Origin of the sequence: Halofilum ochraceum (assembly GCF_001614315.2) — a bacterium.
GTDB classification, from domain to species: domain Bacteria; phylum Pseudomonadota; class Gammaproteobacteria; order XJ16; family Halofilaceae; genus Halofilum; species Halofilum ochraceum.
Genome location: NZ_LVEG02000005.1, coordinates 120,811 through 135,706, shown reverse-complemented (window position 1 = coordinate 135,706; position 14,896 = coordinate 120,811). Strand labels below are relative to the sequence as shown.

Sequence of the window (14,896 nt, the reverse complement as noted above, 5' to 3'; positions counted from 1 at the left end):
ATCCGCGGTCTCTATATTCGGTAGCCAATCCCGGACAAGGCGGCTCGGTTCCGTGCGATCGACACCGTGAACGACCCGTAATTCCTCGCGGCCGGGCGGCCGCGCTATCCTCACGCTCGTCGTGCGGATGTTCTGGCAGTACTGTCTGGAGTGATCACGTAGTGGAGATGTTGCTGTCGCAGGAGCCCATGGTGCGCATGGGGGCATTCGCGGGTGTCTTTCTGGCCATGGCGCTCTGGGAGATCCTGGCGCCGCGCCGCGAGTGGCAAATCGGCAAAGGCTACCGCTGGCTCAACAACCTGGGCGTCGTGGTACTGGATGCCGTGATCGTACGCCTGCTCTTTCCGGCGGCGGCCGTCGGCACGGCACTGTTCGTCGAGACCCAGGGGTGGGGGCTTCTGCGCCTGCTCGACGTGCCGTACTGGCTGATGATCGTAATCGCCGTAGTGGTCCTGGATTTCGCGATCTGGGCACAGCACGTGTTCTTCCACGCCGTGCCGGCACTCTGGCGTCTGCACCGGATGCACCATGCGGATCTGGACTTCGATGTCACCACGGGCCTGCGCTTCCACCCCGTCGAGATCCTGCTGTCGATGTTCATCAAGGCGGGCGTGATCGTAATGCTGGGCGCCCCGGCACTGGCCGTTCTGCTGTTCGAGGTGCTCCTCAACGCCACTTCGATGTTCAATCACGGCAACGTGCGGTTGCCCGGACGGATCGACCGCGTGCTGCGCTGGATCGTGGTCACGCCGGAGATGCACCGTGTCCACCACTCCTGGTACCCGAATGAGACCAACTCGAATTTCGGGTTCAACCTGCCGTGGTGGGACCGGATTTTCGGCACCTACCGCGCACAGCCCCGCGACGGTCACACCGGGATGACGATCGGCATCAACCTGTTCCGCGACCCGCGCGACCTGCGCCTGGACCGGATGCTGTGGCAGCCCTTCCATGGTCCCACCCACAGCTATCCGATCAATGCGCGGAGTCGGGATGACAAAAGCATCCCGGACAGGGAAGCGGACCGGGACCTCTGATTATTGGGACTACCGCAGATCGGTCTTACAGCCTGATACTCGTAAGCCCCCGATCTGGCGGGCTGTGAGCTCGTCCTGCATCACCCGCCCCAACGCGCCGCCTGTCGATCAATCGATCAGGGTATCGACCTGCTTGAGGTAGTTCTCCCCGTCCATGCGCACGGTTTCGGACTCCTGGCGCTCGGAAGCGAGGTGCACACTCTCGAGGTCCGCGGCGATACCAGGCAGTTCTTTCTCGATACGCTGGAGTGCGTTTTCCAGCGTGTAGGAGAGTCGATGCACTTGCGCATGGTCCTCGGCGCTCAGTTCCTCCTTTTCGAGCACGGTCTCGAGGCGCCCGTTGTACTCGCGCAGATTGGTGACCGCCTCTTCGAGCGTCTCGGCTTTCTTACCCTCATAATGATCCACGTCCGAAGCCGGCAATGGCGCGCTCAGCAGGAAGCCGGCCGCTGTGATCATGATTGATTGCAGGGACGCTTTACGCATGACTCGCTCCAAATGCGAATGAGTTGCATTAGTATGCTGCACGGGATAGGCGCGACATGCAATGGCGCGGATGACATGATCAGACGGCAGAGCGCCAACACCTGCTTTCATGCCAGGCGGCTTTCGGCACGGTCGCACGACCGGGTTCCAAGGTCACGGATTCGATCGATGCCCGCGTGTCCGAAACCGCCCTGGCGTGCGCACTTTTGTTCGTATGGATGGAGTTTTCGCACGCTCGCAAAAACCCTTTCCACCAATGTTCCAACACGCCCACCTGATCGATTTGCTGGTCAATCGCCGCGATCAATCTGGAGCAACGCTTGACGGATCCGCTGAAGCGCGAGTACCCGGGGAGTTCAATGGACGTACGCCTGCTGATCGAGAATGCGCCCCCGTTCAAACAGGTCTGGCGTCGCCCGCACCGGCGCGCCGAACTCAGGCTGATCGACGGCGGGATGTCGGAAGGCCTCGACACCATCCGCCACTACCTGACGGCCGGACTCCGTCCAACGGCGTTCCATCACTCGGACCTCGATCCCTTTGAGGTATCGGAGATCCGCGGTGACGTGTCCGCGGATCGCTTCGATACGTTCGCCTACGCGCGTTTTCTGCAGGAAAGTCTTGGCGACGGTTTCGGTAGCGACCTGGTGCCTCACCACATTGGGGTCTATTCACCTGCGGCGGATCAGGTCGCGGAGGTCGAAGCGCTGAGCCGACATCACGTCAAGAATGTCGTTATCGTCGGCAAGCCGCACGGAACCGCGCCACCCGACACCAGCTACCAGGCCACCGTAGAGGAGGTCCTCGAACGGCTGGCCGCTACCCGCGCATCGCACGGCTGCGAGCTCGGCGCGATTGGCATCCATCAGCGCAACGGTGAACCCGGACGCATCGCAGACAAGTTCGAGGCGGCCGGCGGGCGGCGGCTGCAGGTGATGGGGCAATTCCTGGACGAGGCCGACTCGTTCGTCGAGTTCCTGGGTGCTCTGGCCGAGACGTTCGAATCCAGAGGCCTGGACCTGAACGGACTCGAATACAACGTGGGACTCGCGATATTCAGTCTGAAGAATCGGCGTTTTTACGCACAGCTACTGCGCAAGGAAATCCTCGCCTGCGAGTCGCGGTTCACGGACCTGCGCACCCGAAAGCAGCGCGTGGACGAGTCGGTGCGGATGAACCTGGAATTCGCCGAGCGGGTCATGGAAGCGGGCCGACACCATGGCGTCAATATCGGCTTCAGTATTCAGCCCATGATCGAGCGTCTGCCCACGGGTCGCATCCATCCGGCGGTTGACGCCGCGGTGGAACTGGCGAAGCGGCTGCAGGACAAGTAACGCCCTGCGGCGCGATCGGAGGTCGATGCACCGCGCCCGGCCCCGGCCATAATCACAGCGTGCGCTCGGGCTCCCCTTCCCGTTGACGCTCCTGCCAACCGTCGGCCGCATAGACCGGCGCGGTCGATGGCTCCAGCAATCCATGCCCCAGAATGTGGTCGGCGGCCTTCTCGCCGATCATGATCGTCGGGGCGTTGATGTTGCCATTGGTGACGGTCGGCATGATCGACGAGTCGACGACGCGCAGATTCTCGATGCCGTGCACACGGCATTCGGGGTCCACGACGGACATGTCATCCTTGCCCATGCGGCAGGTCCCGCAGGGGTGGTAGGCGGTCTCAGCCGAATCGGCCACCCAGTTGTCCAGTTCGTCGTCGCTCTGGACGTCGTCGCCCGGCGCGACTTCAGCGCCCCGGAACTCGTCGAACGCCTGCTGGGCAAAGATCTCGCGCGTGAACCGCACGGCGTCCCGGTACGCGCGCCGGTCTTCCTCCTCGGCGAGGTAATTGAAGAACATGCGCGGCGGCGCCGCCGGATCGGCCGATCGCAGGCGGACCCAGCCACGGCTCTTCGGCTTGTTGTGGCCCAGATGGACCTGGAAGCCGTGGCCCTTCACCGCGCTCGAGCCGTCGTAGGCGATCGCGCCGGCGAGGAAGTGATATTGCACGTCCGGATACTTGAGGCCGGCACGGCTGCGGATGTACCCGTTCGACTCGAAGTGATTGGTCCCACCCAGTCCGGACTTGAACAGCAGCCAGCGCGCGCCGATCCAGGCCTGGGCGAGCGGGTTGAGCCAGCCGTTGAGCGTGATCTTCTGCGTGCAGCGCTGCTGGACCCAGACCTCGAGATGGTCCTGCAGGTTCTCGCCGACACCGGGCAGGTCATGGACGACGTCGATGCCGTGCTCGCGCAGGTGCTCGGCCGGGCCGATTCCGGAGAGCATCAGCAGTTTCGGAGAATTGAAAGCGCTGGCACAGACAAGCACCTCGCGCCGTGCCCGCACGCGGATCGTGCGCCCGTTCTGGCGATACTCGACGCCGATCGCCTTCTTGCCGTCCATGATCACGCGCTGTGTGAGCGCGTGCATCTCGAGATGGAGATTGTTCCGATTGAGCGCCGGTTTGAGGTACGCGTTCGCGGTGGATGCGCGGACGCCGTTGCGCACGCTCATGTCCATGCGGCAGAAGCCTTCCTGGCGGGCGCCGTTGTAGTCATCCGTGCGACCATAGCCCGCCTGCTCCCCGGCCTTGATGAAGGCGCGGTAGAGCGGGTTCTGCATATTGTTGCCATTGCAGACGCCGACCGGGCCGCCGGTGCTCCGGTAGTCGTCCTCGCCGTAGATGCAGTCCTCGGCACGCCGGAAGTACGGCAGCACGTCCCGGTAGTTCCAGCCCTCCGCACCGAGCTCGGCCCACTCTTCGAAATCGCCCGCCGAGCCGCGCACGTAGGCCATGCCGTTGATCGATGAGGAACCGCCGATCACTTTGCCGCGCGCTTGATGGATAGAGCGGTTGTTGAGGCCCGGTTCGACTTCCGTGTGCATCTCCCAGTCGAAGCGCGGCTTATTCAGCGGGATCGAGAACGCCGTCGGCATCTGGATGTAGATGGAGTTGTCCTTGCCACCGAATTCGAGCACGAGGACCTGATTCTCGCCGTCAGCACTGAGGCGATCGGCGAGTACGCAGCCCGCTGATCCCGCACCGACGATGACGTAGTCGAATGACTGGTCAAAATCGTACTCGCTCATGCGTATTCTCCAATAACGAACCGACCGTGCGCTTCCCCCGAGGCGTCAGGTTCAACGCGCTGGCGTCAGCATCGCTTCAGTGCCGTTCGAGGGCGTTTTTGCGGTTGCGGAACTCTTCTTCGTCGATCTCGCCGCGCGCGAATCGCTCCTCGAGGATCCGCAGCGCGGACGATCCATCGGTTGACTGGGCCCCCTGCGCGGGACCATGTCCACCGAGCGCGCGCACGATGAGCACGACGATGGCCACCGCGGCCGCCAGGAACAGCAGCATCATGATCGGTCCCATGAACCAGCCCATGCCGCCGCCATTCCACATCATACCGTGATGCCCCCAGGAGCCGTCAGCCGTCGCGTCCGCGACCGCCGGCAGGCTGACCGCGAACCCGAATCCCGTGCAAAAGATCCGGCCCAAAAGCGTTTTCCGGAAAGAAGACATGATACACCGCCCCACACGTCGAATTTCATGAGTGAGCCGACACACTACACTCGGTAGCTCAATACAGAGTCAAGTACCGGGCCAGTACGAACGGGCCGCCGCGCGCCTCGGCACAAAAGGCACGCTCAGGATCCGAATGCCGGATCCATCTCCAGCGCGAGCGCGATCCCCTGCCCGCCGCCGATGCACAGCGTGACGATACCCCGGCGCAGCCCATCGCGTGCCATGGAGTGCAGCAGGCGCGTGGTCAGCACCGCACCGGTCGCGCCGATCGGATGCCCGTGAGCGATCGCACCGCCATCGACGTTGACGATCTCCTCGGGCAACCCGAGTTCCCGCTGGCAGGCGACCGCGATCGCCGCGAACGCCTCATTGATTTCGACCCGATCCACGTCGCCGGTTTCCCAGCCGGCGTGGGCCAGCGCCCGGCGTACTGCCGGCACCGGCCCGATGCCGAACATACCCGGCTCCACCGCGGCGATACCGTACCCCGCGAGCCGCGCCATCGGCTGCAGGCCGACCTCGCGCGCGTGCTCGCGCTCAGCAACGACCATCGCCGCGGCGCCACTGTTCAGGCCCGGCGCGTTGCCGGCGGTGATCGTGCCGTCCTTGCGGAATGCCGGTCGCAGCTTGCCGAGCCCCTCGGCCGTCGTATCGCCACGGTTGTGTTCGTCGATGGCGAACTCGACCGTCTCGCGCCGTTTTTTGATCTCGACCGGCTCGATCTCGCCCGCGAAATCGCCGCGCGTCTGGGCCGCCGTGAAACGTTGCTGCGAGCGCGCGGCCCAGGCGTCCTGCGCAGCCCGGTCGATACCGTATTCCGTCGCCAGGTCCTCGGTATGCCAGCCGGAGTGCTGATCGGAAAACGCGTCGTTGAGGCCATCCGTCAGCATGCAGTCGAGCATCTGCACGGGCCCCATCCGATGCCCCCAGCGGCCGCTCATGTCCAGATACGGCGCGCGGTCCATATTCTCCATGCCGCCGGCGATCATGCAGTCCGCATCGCCGGCCCGGATCGCCTGCGCCGCCGAGACGACCGCCTGAGCGCCGGAACCGCAGACGCGGTTGACCGTCTGCGCCGGCACATCGATCCCGAGTCCGCCGTTGATCGCCGCCTGGCGGGCCGGATTCATCTTCGCGCCGGCCTGCAGGACCTGGCCCGCGATGACGCCATCCACGCGTTCCGGGGCAAGGCCACTGCGTGCGAGCGTCGCGCGGATCACGGTCGCCCCGAGCTCGGTTGCGGCCACGCCGCCCAGGGAACCGCCATACGTGCCGATAGCGGTTCGGACCGGTGCACAGAGTACGATTTCGCGTTGAGCCAAGGTCGGTTCCTCCGGTTCTGAATCGATGGCCGTCGGGATCGCGCCGCCGGGCCGGGCCGACGCACTATACAGTGCACCCGAGCATCGTTTGAACGACGCTCCGGTGTTTGCCGAGAAACGCCGGGGCGTTAACCGGATGCGCACAGGCGGTTCCGGTCAAAAACGCGGCGTTTTACATCAAAGCCCAGGCGTCCCGCTCTCCGATCATTCATGTCGTACGGGACGCTACGCCCCCTCGCGATCGATCCAGGAGACTCGAACATGAACCGCAACGTCATTATCAGCTGTGCCGTAACCGGCGCGGGCGATACCGTCGGCAAACACCCGTCCATTCCGGTCACGCCCGAGCAGATCGCGGACGCGTGCATCGAAGCGGCTAGCGCCGGCGCCGCCATCGCCCACATCCACGTGCGGGACCCGGAAACCGGCGCGCCGAGTCACGATCGCGCGCTGTATCGAGAAGTCGTGGAGCGCGTACGCGCCGCCGACACCGATGTGGTGCTCAACATCACTGCAGGGGGTGGCGGCGACTGGTTCCCCGGTGAAGAGGATCCGGCCGTTGCCGGTCCCGGTACGAGCCTGCAGACACCCGCCGAGCGCCATGCCCCGATCGGCGAGCTGCTGCCGGAGATCTGTACGCTCGACTGCGGCAGCTACAACTTCGCCGACAACGTCTACGTCAGCACGGCCCCCATGCTGCGCGAACAGGCCGAGCTGATCCAGAAGAGCGGTGTCAAACCGGAGATCGAGTGTTTCGAACTCGGTCATATCCGCCTGGCGCGGCAACTGATCGCCGACGGTCTGATCGACGACGACCCCCTCTTCCAGCTCTGCCTCGGCATCCCCTGGGCCGCGGAGGCGGACACGGAAAGTATGGTCGCCATGCGCAACAAACTGCCGGCGAACGCCAACTGGGCCGCATTCGGTGTCGGCCGCATGCAGATGCCGATGGCGGCGCAATCGGTGCTGCTGGGTGGCAACGTCCGGGTCGGCCTCGAGGACAACATCTATCTCGACAAGGGCGTATTCGCAAGCAACGGCCAGCTGGTCGAGCGTGCGGCCAACATCACCGAACAGCTCGGCAGCCGCGTGGTCACCCCCGCGGAAGCCCGCGACATGCTGGGCCTGCGCAAGCCGGGGAGCAACTGATGAGCGCTACGGAAACCACGCCGGTCACGCGCGTCGCGATCGTCGGCGCCGGCGTCATCGGTAACGGCTGGGCGGCACGCTGTCTGGCCCGCGGACTCGACGTCGTGGTTACCGATCCGGACCCCGCGGCGGAGAAACGCCTGCAGGCAGCGGTGGACACGGCCTGGCCGACGCTCGAAAAACGCGGTCTGGCGGAAGGTGCGGACCGCAATCGCATTCGCTTCACGACCGACCTCGAGGACGCCGTCGCCGGCGCCGGCCTGATTCAGGAGAACGCCCCCGAGCGCGAGGACGTGAAGCGCGCGGTGCTCGCGCAGATCGACGCCGCCGCGGATCCGGATGCGATCATCGCCTCGAGCACCTCCGGTCTGCTGCCCACGACGCTGCAGGCGGACTGCGAGAACCCGGGCCGCGTGATGGTGGCGCACCCGTTCAACCCGGTCTATCTGCTGCCACTGGTCGAACTGGTCGGTGGCGAGCGGACGGATCCCGAGGCGGTCGAACGGGCGGCGGCATTCTACCGCTCGATCGACATGCGTCCCCTGATCGTCCGCCGCGAGATCGAGGGACACGTGGCCGATCGTCTTATGGAAGCCCTGTGGCGCGAAGCGCTGCACCTCGTCAACGACGGGGTAGCGACCACGGAAGAGATCGACGCGGCCGTCGTCTACGGCGCCGGCCTGCGCTGGTCGCTGATGGGTACGTTCCTGACCTTCCACCTTGCCGGCGGCGAAGGCGGCATGCGGCACATGCTCCATCAGTTCGGGCCGGCGCTGAAGCTGCCGTGGACGAAACTGGAAGCGCCGGAACTCACCGACGAACTGATCGACCGCGTGGCCGACGGCTGCGAACACCAGGCGGCGGGTCGCTCGGTGCAGGAGCTGGAGGCCCGGCGGGACGAGTTCCTGTCACGCCTCATCGATCTGGTGAGCGAGTACTGGCCGGAGGCCGAGGGCATCGAGGGGCGGATCTGAGATGAGCGCATCACGGACCGCCCTCACCTGCTACCGGACGACCGTCCGGCACGAATGGGTCGACTACAACAGTCACATGAACGATGCGGCCTTTGCCGGCGTCTTCAGCGAGGCGACCGATGCGCTGCTGGAGTGGCTGGGGCTCGGTGCGACATCGCGTGCGGAACACGGCTACACGGCGTTCACGCTCGAGACCCATATCCGTTACCTTGCCCAGGCGTACGAGGCGCAGCCGCTGGCCGTTGAAGTCCGTCTGGTTGATCACGACGCCAAGCGGCTGCACGTGTTGATGACGCTGCGCGAGGCGGGTGAGGGCACGGCCCTGGCCACCGGCGAGATTATGCTGATGGGAATCGACACGACGACAGAGCGCCCTGCTCCATTCCCTGACGCCGTCGCCGAAAGGGTCGATGAACTGAACCGGGCGCACGGCTATGAAGAATGGCCGGCGGACGCGGGGCGGACCATCGGTATCCGCCGCGGGTGAGTCCCAGGCAGGGCTCCCGGAAAAAAACCGGCGACTTGCAGTCAGTACAGCTGAATCGGTGAGCGCGTCCGTGTCCATAGTGACCCGCATTGATCGCGAGCAAGCTCGCTCCTACAAGGCCAAACAAGCCATCGCGGCATGTTCAACGCTGTAGGAGCGAGCTTGCTCGCGATTGTTCGATGGGCCCGCGCCGCTCAACGGCCATTAACCGGAAAAAATCCCCCACCGCGACCGAATCGCGGTGGGGTTACAAGACCCTGCGGGGAGGAACCCGATTCGGCCGCTTGTACGGCCAGCCCTCGGGGCACAGCGTCACCACGGCAACTCCACCGGGGAACACCCGGTGCATCGCGTGATTCAGGAAATGATCGGCGTCACGCAGGCTTGCGCCCGCGCAGATGATGCGGGCAATGCTCGCCACTATCCAGCACGACGCTCATCGCGCGCCATGTCTGTATATTGGCGTCCACCACCTCCCGTCCGGCCGCTGCGGCGGCCTGCTCGTACAGGTCGCCTTCAAGCGCGGCCAGTTCCCGGCGGGCCACCTCGCGATACCACGGGTTGCGGTTGCGCAACTCGACATCGTGGAACCCGGCGCCCTCAAGGGCCTTCCGGTAACGTCTTGGAGAGGCCATCGCGAAACTCAGCCCCTCCAGATCGAGATAGCGTTTCATGTCGGCGGACGGCTCATCGTCATGCGCCATGAGCCAGTCGCTCGCGACCAGCCAGCCACCCGGGACCAGTATCCGCATGATGTCCGCGAACAGCGACTCTTTGTCCGGGATATGGATCATCGAGTCCTTGCTGAACACGATATCGAACTCCCCGTCCGCGAACGGGAGCGGGCCCGGTTCCACCTGGATGAAATCGACCCGGTCGGAGATATCGTCGTCCTTCGCCCGACGCCGGGCCTGCTCCAGCACCGGCGCTTCCACATCGATTCCTACCACCTGGGCGGCACCGTAATCGGCCGCCAGTGAACGCGTGATACCGCCCGAACCGCAGCCGATATCGAGTACCCGCTTGCCGGTGAGGTCGATGCCCTCGAGCACCGCACGGACCTCATCCGGGCCGCCAGGCGAGAGGTAGCCCTCGCCCCAGAGTGTCTCCAGAAAGCTGATCGACTCGTCGGTATATTCGGCTTCGCCGTCTTCAACGGATGCCATGGTCGTCTCCCTCGCGTTCTGATGGCCCCATCAGCCTTTCCAGATGCCCTCGTTGCGCAGGTCCACCATCGCCCGCTCGATCCCCAGCCGAAGATTATCGACCAGTTCATCGACCTGCTCCCGGGTGATGGTCAACGGCGGCGACATCACGCACATATTGACGAACGGGCGCACCAGCAGCCCGAGTTCCTGGCAATGCGCATCGATGCGATTACCGATCGCGTAATCGAGTTCCAGCGCGTCCTGGGTGTCGTCGCTGATCTCACACTCGACACACCCGACCAGTCCCATGCCACGAACATCGCCGACGATCGGCAAATCCCGGAGCTCGGCCAGCCGTTCCTGGAAATACGGGGCGATCGAACGCACGTGCCCAGGCAGGTCTTCGCGCTCCAGGATGTCGATATTGGCCATCGCGGCGGCGCACGACACCGGGTGCCCCGAGTAGGTGAAACCGTTGGAGAAGATCGCCTCTTTCGAGCGCTGACCACTGATCCCCTCAAGCAGATGATCGGCGATGAGTACCCCGCCCATGGGGACGTAGCCGGAGGTCAGGCCCTTGGCGATCGTGATGATGTCGGGAACGACATCGAACACGGCTTCGCTGGAAAACATATGCCCCAGACGTCCGAACGCGGTCACCACTTCATCGGAAATGTACAGGACATCGTGCCGGCGGCAGACCTCGGCGCACATGCGGTGATACCCCTCCGGCGGGACGATCACGCCGCCGGAGGCGAGAATCGGTTCCGCGATGAACGCGGCGACCTTCTCGGGGCCGATATCCAGGATCCGCTGCTCCAGCTCCGCTACCTTCTCATCGCGGAACTCTTCCACGCTCATGCCCGCCGGACGTCGATAGGGATTCGGCGACGACAGGAAATCGATCGTATCGGTCTCGTAATCGAACCAGCTCTTGTCACGGCCCTTGCCCGATACGGAAGCGGACAGGTACGTACTGCCGTGATACGCGTCCATGCGCGTGATGATGTGCTTCTTCTCCGGACGACCGAGAATGTTGTTGCGGAACTGCACGAATCGCAGCGCCGAGTCGACGGCCGTCGAGCCGCCGGTGGTGAAGAACACGTTGTTCAGGTCACCCGGCGCCAGTTTCGCCAGACGTTCACCGAGACGTGCCGCCGGCCCGCTGGTCAGCGACCACGGGCTGACATAGCCCATGTCCATCATCTGGGTTGCCGCCGCATCGGCGATTTCCCGGCGTCCGTGGCCCACATTCACGCACCACATCCCGCCGGGGCCATCCAGCAGCCGGTTGCCTTCCGTGTCGTACAGGTAGATTCCTTCCGAGTGCGAGATGACGGTACGTTCGTTATGCCCGTAATCGGCCAGCGCTTCCCACGGATGCACTACCTGATTGTCACCGGCACGGAGCGCGCCCGTATCCGTATCGCCGGTGCCGCCATCGTGTACGGCAACCTGTCCGGTGCTGCGGATCGTCTCGTCTTGCATGCCCTGATTCCTCATTCTGACGGCCGCCGTCACCGAAATGTCCGCGGCCGGGCTGCCCGGCTCACGGGCAGATTTCGGGGGAGGAAAACCGACACCGCTGAGGGTGCCGGCCTCCGAAGTTATCGGTCACCCGGACTGATTCATCTCCTGCGCCCGCTCCTCGACCAATTCATCGTTGATATCGGCCAGCGGCCGGCCATGCGGTTTCTGCGGCAGATCCACGACCGGAAGCTCGGCACGGATCAGGTCATGGAACTGTTTGAGCGTATCCTCATAGACCGACAACGGGCCCGGCTCGTAGGCCGACGAATGGATCCCGTCGGAAACCCGCCGGCACAGGGCATCGTCTTCTTCCATGACTTTGCCGCTGATCCGCATGTTGAGCTTGCGCAGTTTCCGCATTTCCGGGCGCGAGTCGGGGAGTGCATACACGCAGTAGCGGGCCACGCACCGCTCCGGTCCCACCGGAAGGATCTGGAAAAAGTCGATCGAGTCCGGATATAGGTCCAGACCCAGATTCGGCTGCATCGTATAGAAGGCCCACGCACGACGGCGGTCCTCGGACAGATGGGTTGCTACATCACCGATCCGCTCCTGATAGGTGCGCTCCGTCCATACGGACGAATAGGTGTCCTTGAATTGACTGACGGTGCTCGAGACCCCGGTGTCCTGCAGATCCATGTTCATGGGCTGCAGGCCAAACATGCGATTCAGGCCCGGGTGCCCCATCATGATGTGGTAGCACTCGAGATTGTTGTCGACCGCGACCTTCCAGTCGCAGGGCCACTCGGTCTCATCGATCTCGGTGATCGCCTCCATCTCGGGGATGCGATACTGGTCCATGGCTTCCCTGTAGGGTGCCCAGAGCGTCTCCAGCCCCGGCCCACCGTTGTCCTTGAGGCGGATGAACACCAGGCCGAGGAAGATATCGAGCTCCACCGGCTTGAGGCTCAGGCAGCTCTTGTCGAGCCCCGGGAAGGCCTCTTCCTGCGGGACGCCCCGCAGAGTACCGTCGGTCCCGTACGTCCAGCCGTGATACGGACAGGTGATGGCCGGGCGTTTGAGCCGCCCGCTGCCGTAAAGCAGCCGCGATCCGCGATGCCGGCAGAAGTTGTGAAACGCCTTGATCGAGTGATCGGTGTCGCGGATCACCACCACGCTTTCGCGCAGGATGTCCAGCACCCGGTAATCGCCCGGTTCCGGGATATCGTTCTGGTGACATACGATCTGCCATGACGGCATGAGCACGCGTTCTACTTCCAGCTGCAGGAACTCGGGGTCCGAGTACACCCAGGCCGGCAACGAGCGCGCCGGTTCGTCGCGTACCGGATAGTAGCCGCGGCTCGCATCGGTATGGATCCTGCTCATCGTGCCCTTCATGATCGTTGCTCCCGATTTACGGTCGTACTGCTCGCCGAGCCCTGATGTTTCCCGCGGGGATCGGCCCTGACCCGCCGCTGGAAAGCAGAGCGGATTGCGGCAGTTGATTTCAAGCATGCCATGGAAAAATTGATTGATCAATCAACTCCCGGTGGCGCCGACCCTCCCCCATGAACGTTTTTCCCTGTCCCGCGCATCTCTCCCGTCCCGCGTACACCCCTGCTACGCCCATCCGTCGGTCCCGTGCAGATCGCGACTTGGCGCGCCCGATTTACCCGAATGCAACTCCCCGGGAATCCTGCCAGAGGCCGCGACGGACAAGGCAACGAGCGCGCCCGGCGAATGTTTTCGAGGCCCTTTTCACACTGGCCGGATTTGACGCTGGCCCCCCATTGCGGTATTGGTTGATTAATCAATCACACGGCGCGACGCCCTGTGAATTGGGCAACCGGCTGTTCCGGCACGGCTTCAGGGTCTCGATCACCCTCGATCCGGCATGGTAGCCGGGCGGCCTGTCCGGCTTGACCGAACGGGCCCAACTGCGTGCCATGCGGCACGATAATCAAGCGGAGGTAACGCTCATGAGCGAAGAGAACAACGACCACGGTCAGAACAAGAGACTCGACCGCGCAGTCGACGAGTTGCAAAAACACGGGATGTCGCGCCGCCAGGCCCTCAAGGCGATCATCGCCAGTGGTCTGGGCGTCGCGGTGTCCCCGCTCGTCTCGCGCGTCGCCTGGGGCGCTGAAGGGCCCGGGGGTCTGCCGCTGGCACGTCCCGGGGATCCCGTCACACTGCCGATGAACGGCAGTCCGATCGCCGACGGCCTGAAACCCGAGAGCGGCACCTTCACCGTTTTCAACTACGCGGATTATCTGTACAAATCGATTCTCGATGATTTCGGCGCGAAGTATGACGTCGATGTGCAGTTGACGACGTTCGCGAACATGGACCAGTGCGTCACAAAGCTGGCCAACAACGATGTCGAAGTCGACGTGACCGAGCTTACGCCCGACCGCCTGACCCAGGTTACGGCGGGCAAGCTCTTGCAGCCGATCAACCACAGCTACATTCCCAACCTCGAGGAGAACGTCTGGCCGGAGCTGCACAGCCCGTTCTATGACCGGGGCTCGCGGTATACCGTCCCGTACGCGGTGTACACCACCGGCATCGGCTACCGCGGCGACAAGATCAGCGAAGACATCCCGAACATGGATAACCCGTGGTCGATCTTCTGGAAAGCGCAGGAGTACACCGGCTATACCGGCGTTATCAATTCGCCGCGTGAGTCGATCGGTCTGGCCATGATGTATCGGGGCAAATACAACCTGAACACGGAGAATCCGGACGACATCGATCAGGCGCTCGAGGACCTCAAGGCCCTGGTTGATATCTGTAACCCGCAGGTCAATCTGACCCAGTACCAGACCCTCGCGCAGGGCAAGAGCTGGCTGCATCAGTCCTGGTCGGGCGATCCGCTGATGAACGTCTGGTGGTACCTGCCGGAAGGCCAGACGGCCGATTCGATCCAGTACTGGAAGGCGCCGCGGGGTATGGGACCGATCCAGAACGATTGCTGGGCGATCCCGAAAATGAGTCAGAAGCCCGTCTTGGCGCATCTGTGGATGAACCACATCCTGGACTCGAAGAACGCGCTGTCGAACTTCGTCAACTTCACCGGCTATCAGCCGCCGATCAATTCGGTCACGCCGCAGAAGCTGATCGACGACGGCACGATTCCGAAGCACCTCAGCACCTGCATCTCGCAACCGGAGGATCTGGGCCCGGATTCCCTGCAGTACATGACGCTGACCTCGGAAGGCCAGCGGATGTGGCAGGACGCGTACGCCCGTTTCGTTTCCGGGGCCTGAACGAGCGCGCATCGGGTCTGATCCAGGGGAGATG

Annotated in this window: 13 protein-coding genes; 6 read left to right on the top strand and 7 right to left on the bottom strand. The window is 63.9% G+C overall.

Going from position 1 to position 14,896, the window contains the following annotated elements; all coding sequences use genetic code 11:
* Positions 1-167: 167 nt before the first annotated feature.
* A complete protein-coding gene (locus tag A0W70_RS07145) occupies positions 168-1,037 on the top strand; it encodes a sterol desaturase family protein (protein ID WP_070988538.1) in 870 nt (289 codons plus the stop codon).
* Positions 1,038-1,145: 108 nt separating this feature from the next.
* Here A0W70_RS07145 and A0W70_RS07140 read toward each other — a convergent pair whose 3' ends face one another.
* Positions 1,146-1,523, bottom strand: a complete 378-nt coding sequence (locus A0W70_RS07140) for a DUF6746 family protein (RefSeq protein WP_070988537.1) — start codon at positions 1,521-1,523, stop codon at positions 1,146-1,148.
* A 320-nt stretch (positions 1,524-1,843) separates the two neighbouring features.
* On the opposite strand from A0W70_RS07140, the gene A0W70_RS07135 reads away from it, so the two are divergent.
* The gene (locus A0W70_RS07135) at positions 1,844-2,857 is read left to right on the top strand and encodes a hypothetical protein (RefSeq protein ID WP_139150780.1); all 1,014 of its coding nucleotides are present in this window, start codon (positions 1,844-1,846) and stop codon (positions 2,855-2,857) included.
* 52 nt (positions 2,858-2,909) lie between these two features.
* On the opposite strand, the gene betA is transcribed toward A0W70_RS07135, so the two are convergent.
* The 3 genes from betA to A0W70_RS07120 form a co-directional block, all read right to left on the bottom strand.
* Positions 2,910-4,604 (bottom strand): choline dehydrogenase, encoded by a 1,695-nt coding sequence (betA, locus tag A0W70_RS07130; protein ID WP_070988535.1) that lies wholly within the window; start codon positions 4,602-4,604, stop codon positions 2,910-2,912.
* A 76-nt stretch (positions 4,605-4,680) separates the two neighbouring features.
* Complete coding sequence (locus A0W70_RS07125) at positions 4,681-5,016, bottom strand: SHOCT domain-containing protein (RefSeq protein WP_217495407.1); 336 nt, start codon at positions 5,014-5,016, stop codon at positions 4,681-4,683.
* Between the two features lie 149 nt (positions 5,017-5,165).
* Entirely contained in the window at positions 5,166-6,365 is a 1,200-nt protein-coding gene (locus tag A0W70_RS07120) for an acetyl-CoA C-acyltransferase (protein ID WP_070988928.1), read from the bottom strand.
* A gap of 261 nt (positions 6,366-6,626) precedes the next feature.
* Here A0W70_RS07120 and A0W70_RS07115 point away from each other — a divergent pair, with 261 nt between their 5' ends.
* The 3 genes from A0W70_RS07115 to A0W70_RS07105 are packed head-to-tail and all read left to right on the top strand — an operon-like array spanning position 6,627 to position 8,975.
* Entirely contained in the window at positions 6,627-7,514 is an 888-nt protein-coding gene (locus tag A0W70_RS07115) for a beta-keto acid cleavage family enzyme (protein WP_070988534.1), read from the top strand.
* Complete coding sequence (locus A0W70_RS07110) at positions 7,514-8,488, top strand: L-carnitine dehydrogenase (RefSeq protein WP_070988533.1); 975 nt, start codon at positions 7,514-7,516, stop codon at positions 8,486-8,488. The genes A0W70_RS07115 and A0W70_RS07110 overlap by 1 nt, the downstream gene beginning before the upstream one ends.
* A gap of 1 nt (position 8,489) precedes the next feature.
* Complete coding sequence (locus A0W70_RS07105) at positions 8,490-8,975, top strand: thioesterase family protein (RefSeq protein ID WP_070988532.1); 486 nt, start codon at positions 8,490-8,492, stop codon at positions 8,973-8,975.
* A gap of 374 nt (positions 8,976-9,349) precedes the next feature.
* Here the strand turns inward: A0W70_RS07105 and A0W70_RS07100 are convergent, their stop codons facing one another.
* From A0W70_RS07100 to A0W70_RS07090, 3 genes are all read right to left on the bottom strand, one after another.
* The gene (locus A0W70_RS07100) at positions 9,350-10,141 is read right to left on the bottom strand and encodes a methyltransferase domain-containing protein (protein WP_070988531.1); all 792 of its coding nucleotides are present in this window, start codon (positions 10,139-10,141) and stop codon (positions 9,350-9,352) included.
* 30 nt (positions 10,142-10,171) lie between these two features.
* Positions 10,172-11,611 carry an aminotransferase gene (locus A0W70_RS07095; RefSeq protein WP_075109841.1) on the bottom strand — a complete coding sequence of 480 codons (1,440 nt, stop codon included), beginning with the start codon at positions 11,609-11,611 and terminating at the stop codon, positions 10,172-10,174.
* A 126-nt stretch (positions 11,612-11,737) separates the two neighbouring features.
* Positions 11,738-12,991, bottom strand: coding sequence for an aromatic ring-hydroxylating oxygenase subunit alpha (locus A0W70_RS07090; RefSeq protein WP_070988530.1), 1,254 nt, complete (start codon positions 12,989-12,991; stop codon positions 11,738-11,740).
* Between the two features lie 581 nt (positions 12,992-13,572).
* Between A0W70_RS07090 and A0W70_RS07085 the strand changes: the two genes are divergently transcribed.
* Complete coding sequence (locus A0W70_RS07085; protein ID WP_175443076.1) at positions 13,573-14,862, top strand: ABC transporter substrate-binding protein; 1,290 nt, start codon at positions 13,573-13,575, stop codon at positions 14,860-14,862.
* Positions 14,863-14,896 lie beyond the last annotated feature (34 nt).

Excerpts from the sequence above, each read along its gene's own strand:
- A0W70_RS07090 (WP_070988530.1), bottom strand. The coding sequence starts at position 12,991 with ATGAAGGGCACGATGAGCAGGATCCATACCGATGCGAGCCGCGGCTAC.
- A0W70_RS07145 (WP_070988538.1), top strand. The coding sequence starts at position 168 with ATGTTGCTGTCGCAGGAGCCCATGGTGCGCATGGGGGCATTCGCGGGT.
- A0W70_RS07100 (WP_070988531.1), bottom strand. The coding sequence starts at position 10,141 with ATGGCATCCGTTGAAGACGGCGAAGCCGAATATACCGACGAGTCGATC.
- betA (WP_070988535.1), bottom strand. The coding sequence starts at position 4,604 with ATGAGCGAGTACGATTTTGACCAGTCATTCGACTACGTCATCGTCGGT.
- A0W70_RS07115 (WP_070988534.1), top strand. The coding sequence starts at position 6,627 with ATGAACCGCAACGTCATTATCAGCTGTGCCGTAACCGGCGCGGGCGAT.
- A0W70_RS07085 (WP_175443076.1), top strand. The coding sequence starts at position 13,573 with ATGAGCGAAGAGAACAACGACCACGGTCAGAACAAGAGACTCGACCGC.
- A0W70_RS07095 (WP_075109841.1), bottom strand. The coding sequence starts at position 11,611 with ATGCAAGACGAGACGATCCGCAGCACCGGACAGGTTGCCGTACACGAT.
- A0W70_RS07110 (WP_070988533.1), top strand. The coding sequence starts at position 7,514 with ATGAGCGCTACGGAAACCACGCCGGTCACGCGCGTCGCGATCGTCGGC.
- A0W70_RS07105 (WP_070988532.1), top strand. The coding sequence starts at position 8,490 with ATGAGCGCATCACGGACCGCCCTCACCTGCTACCGGACGACCGTCCGG.
- A0W70_RS07140 (WP_070988537.1), bottom strand. The coding sequence starts at position 1,523 with ATGCGTAAAGCGTCCCTGCAATCAATCATGATCACAGCGGCCGGCTTC.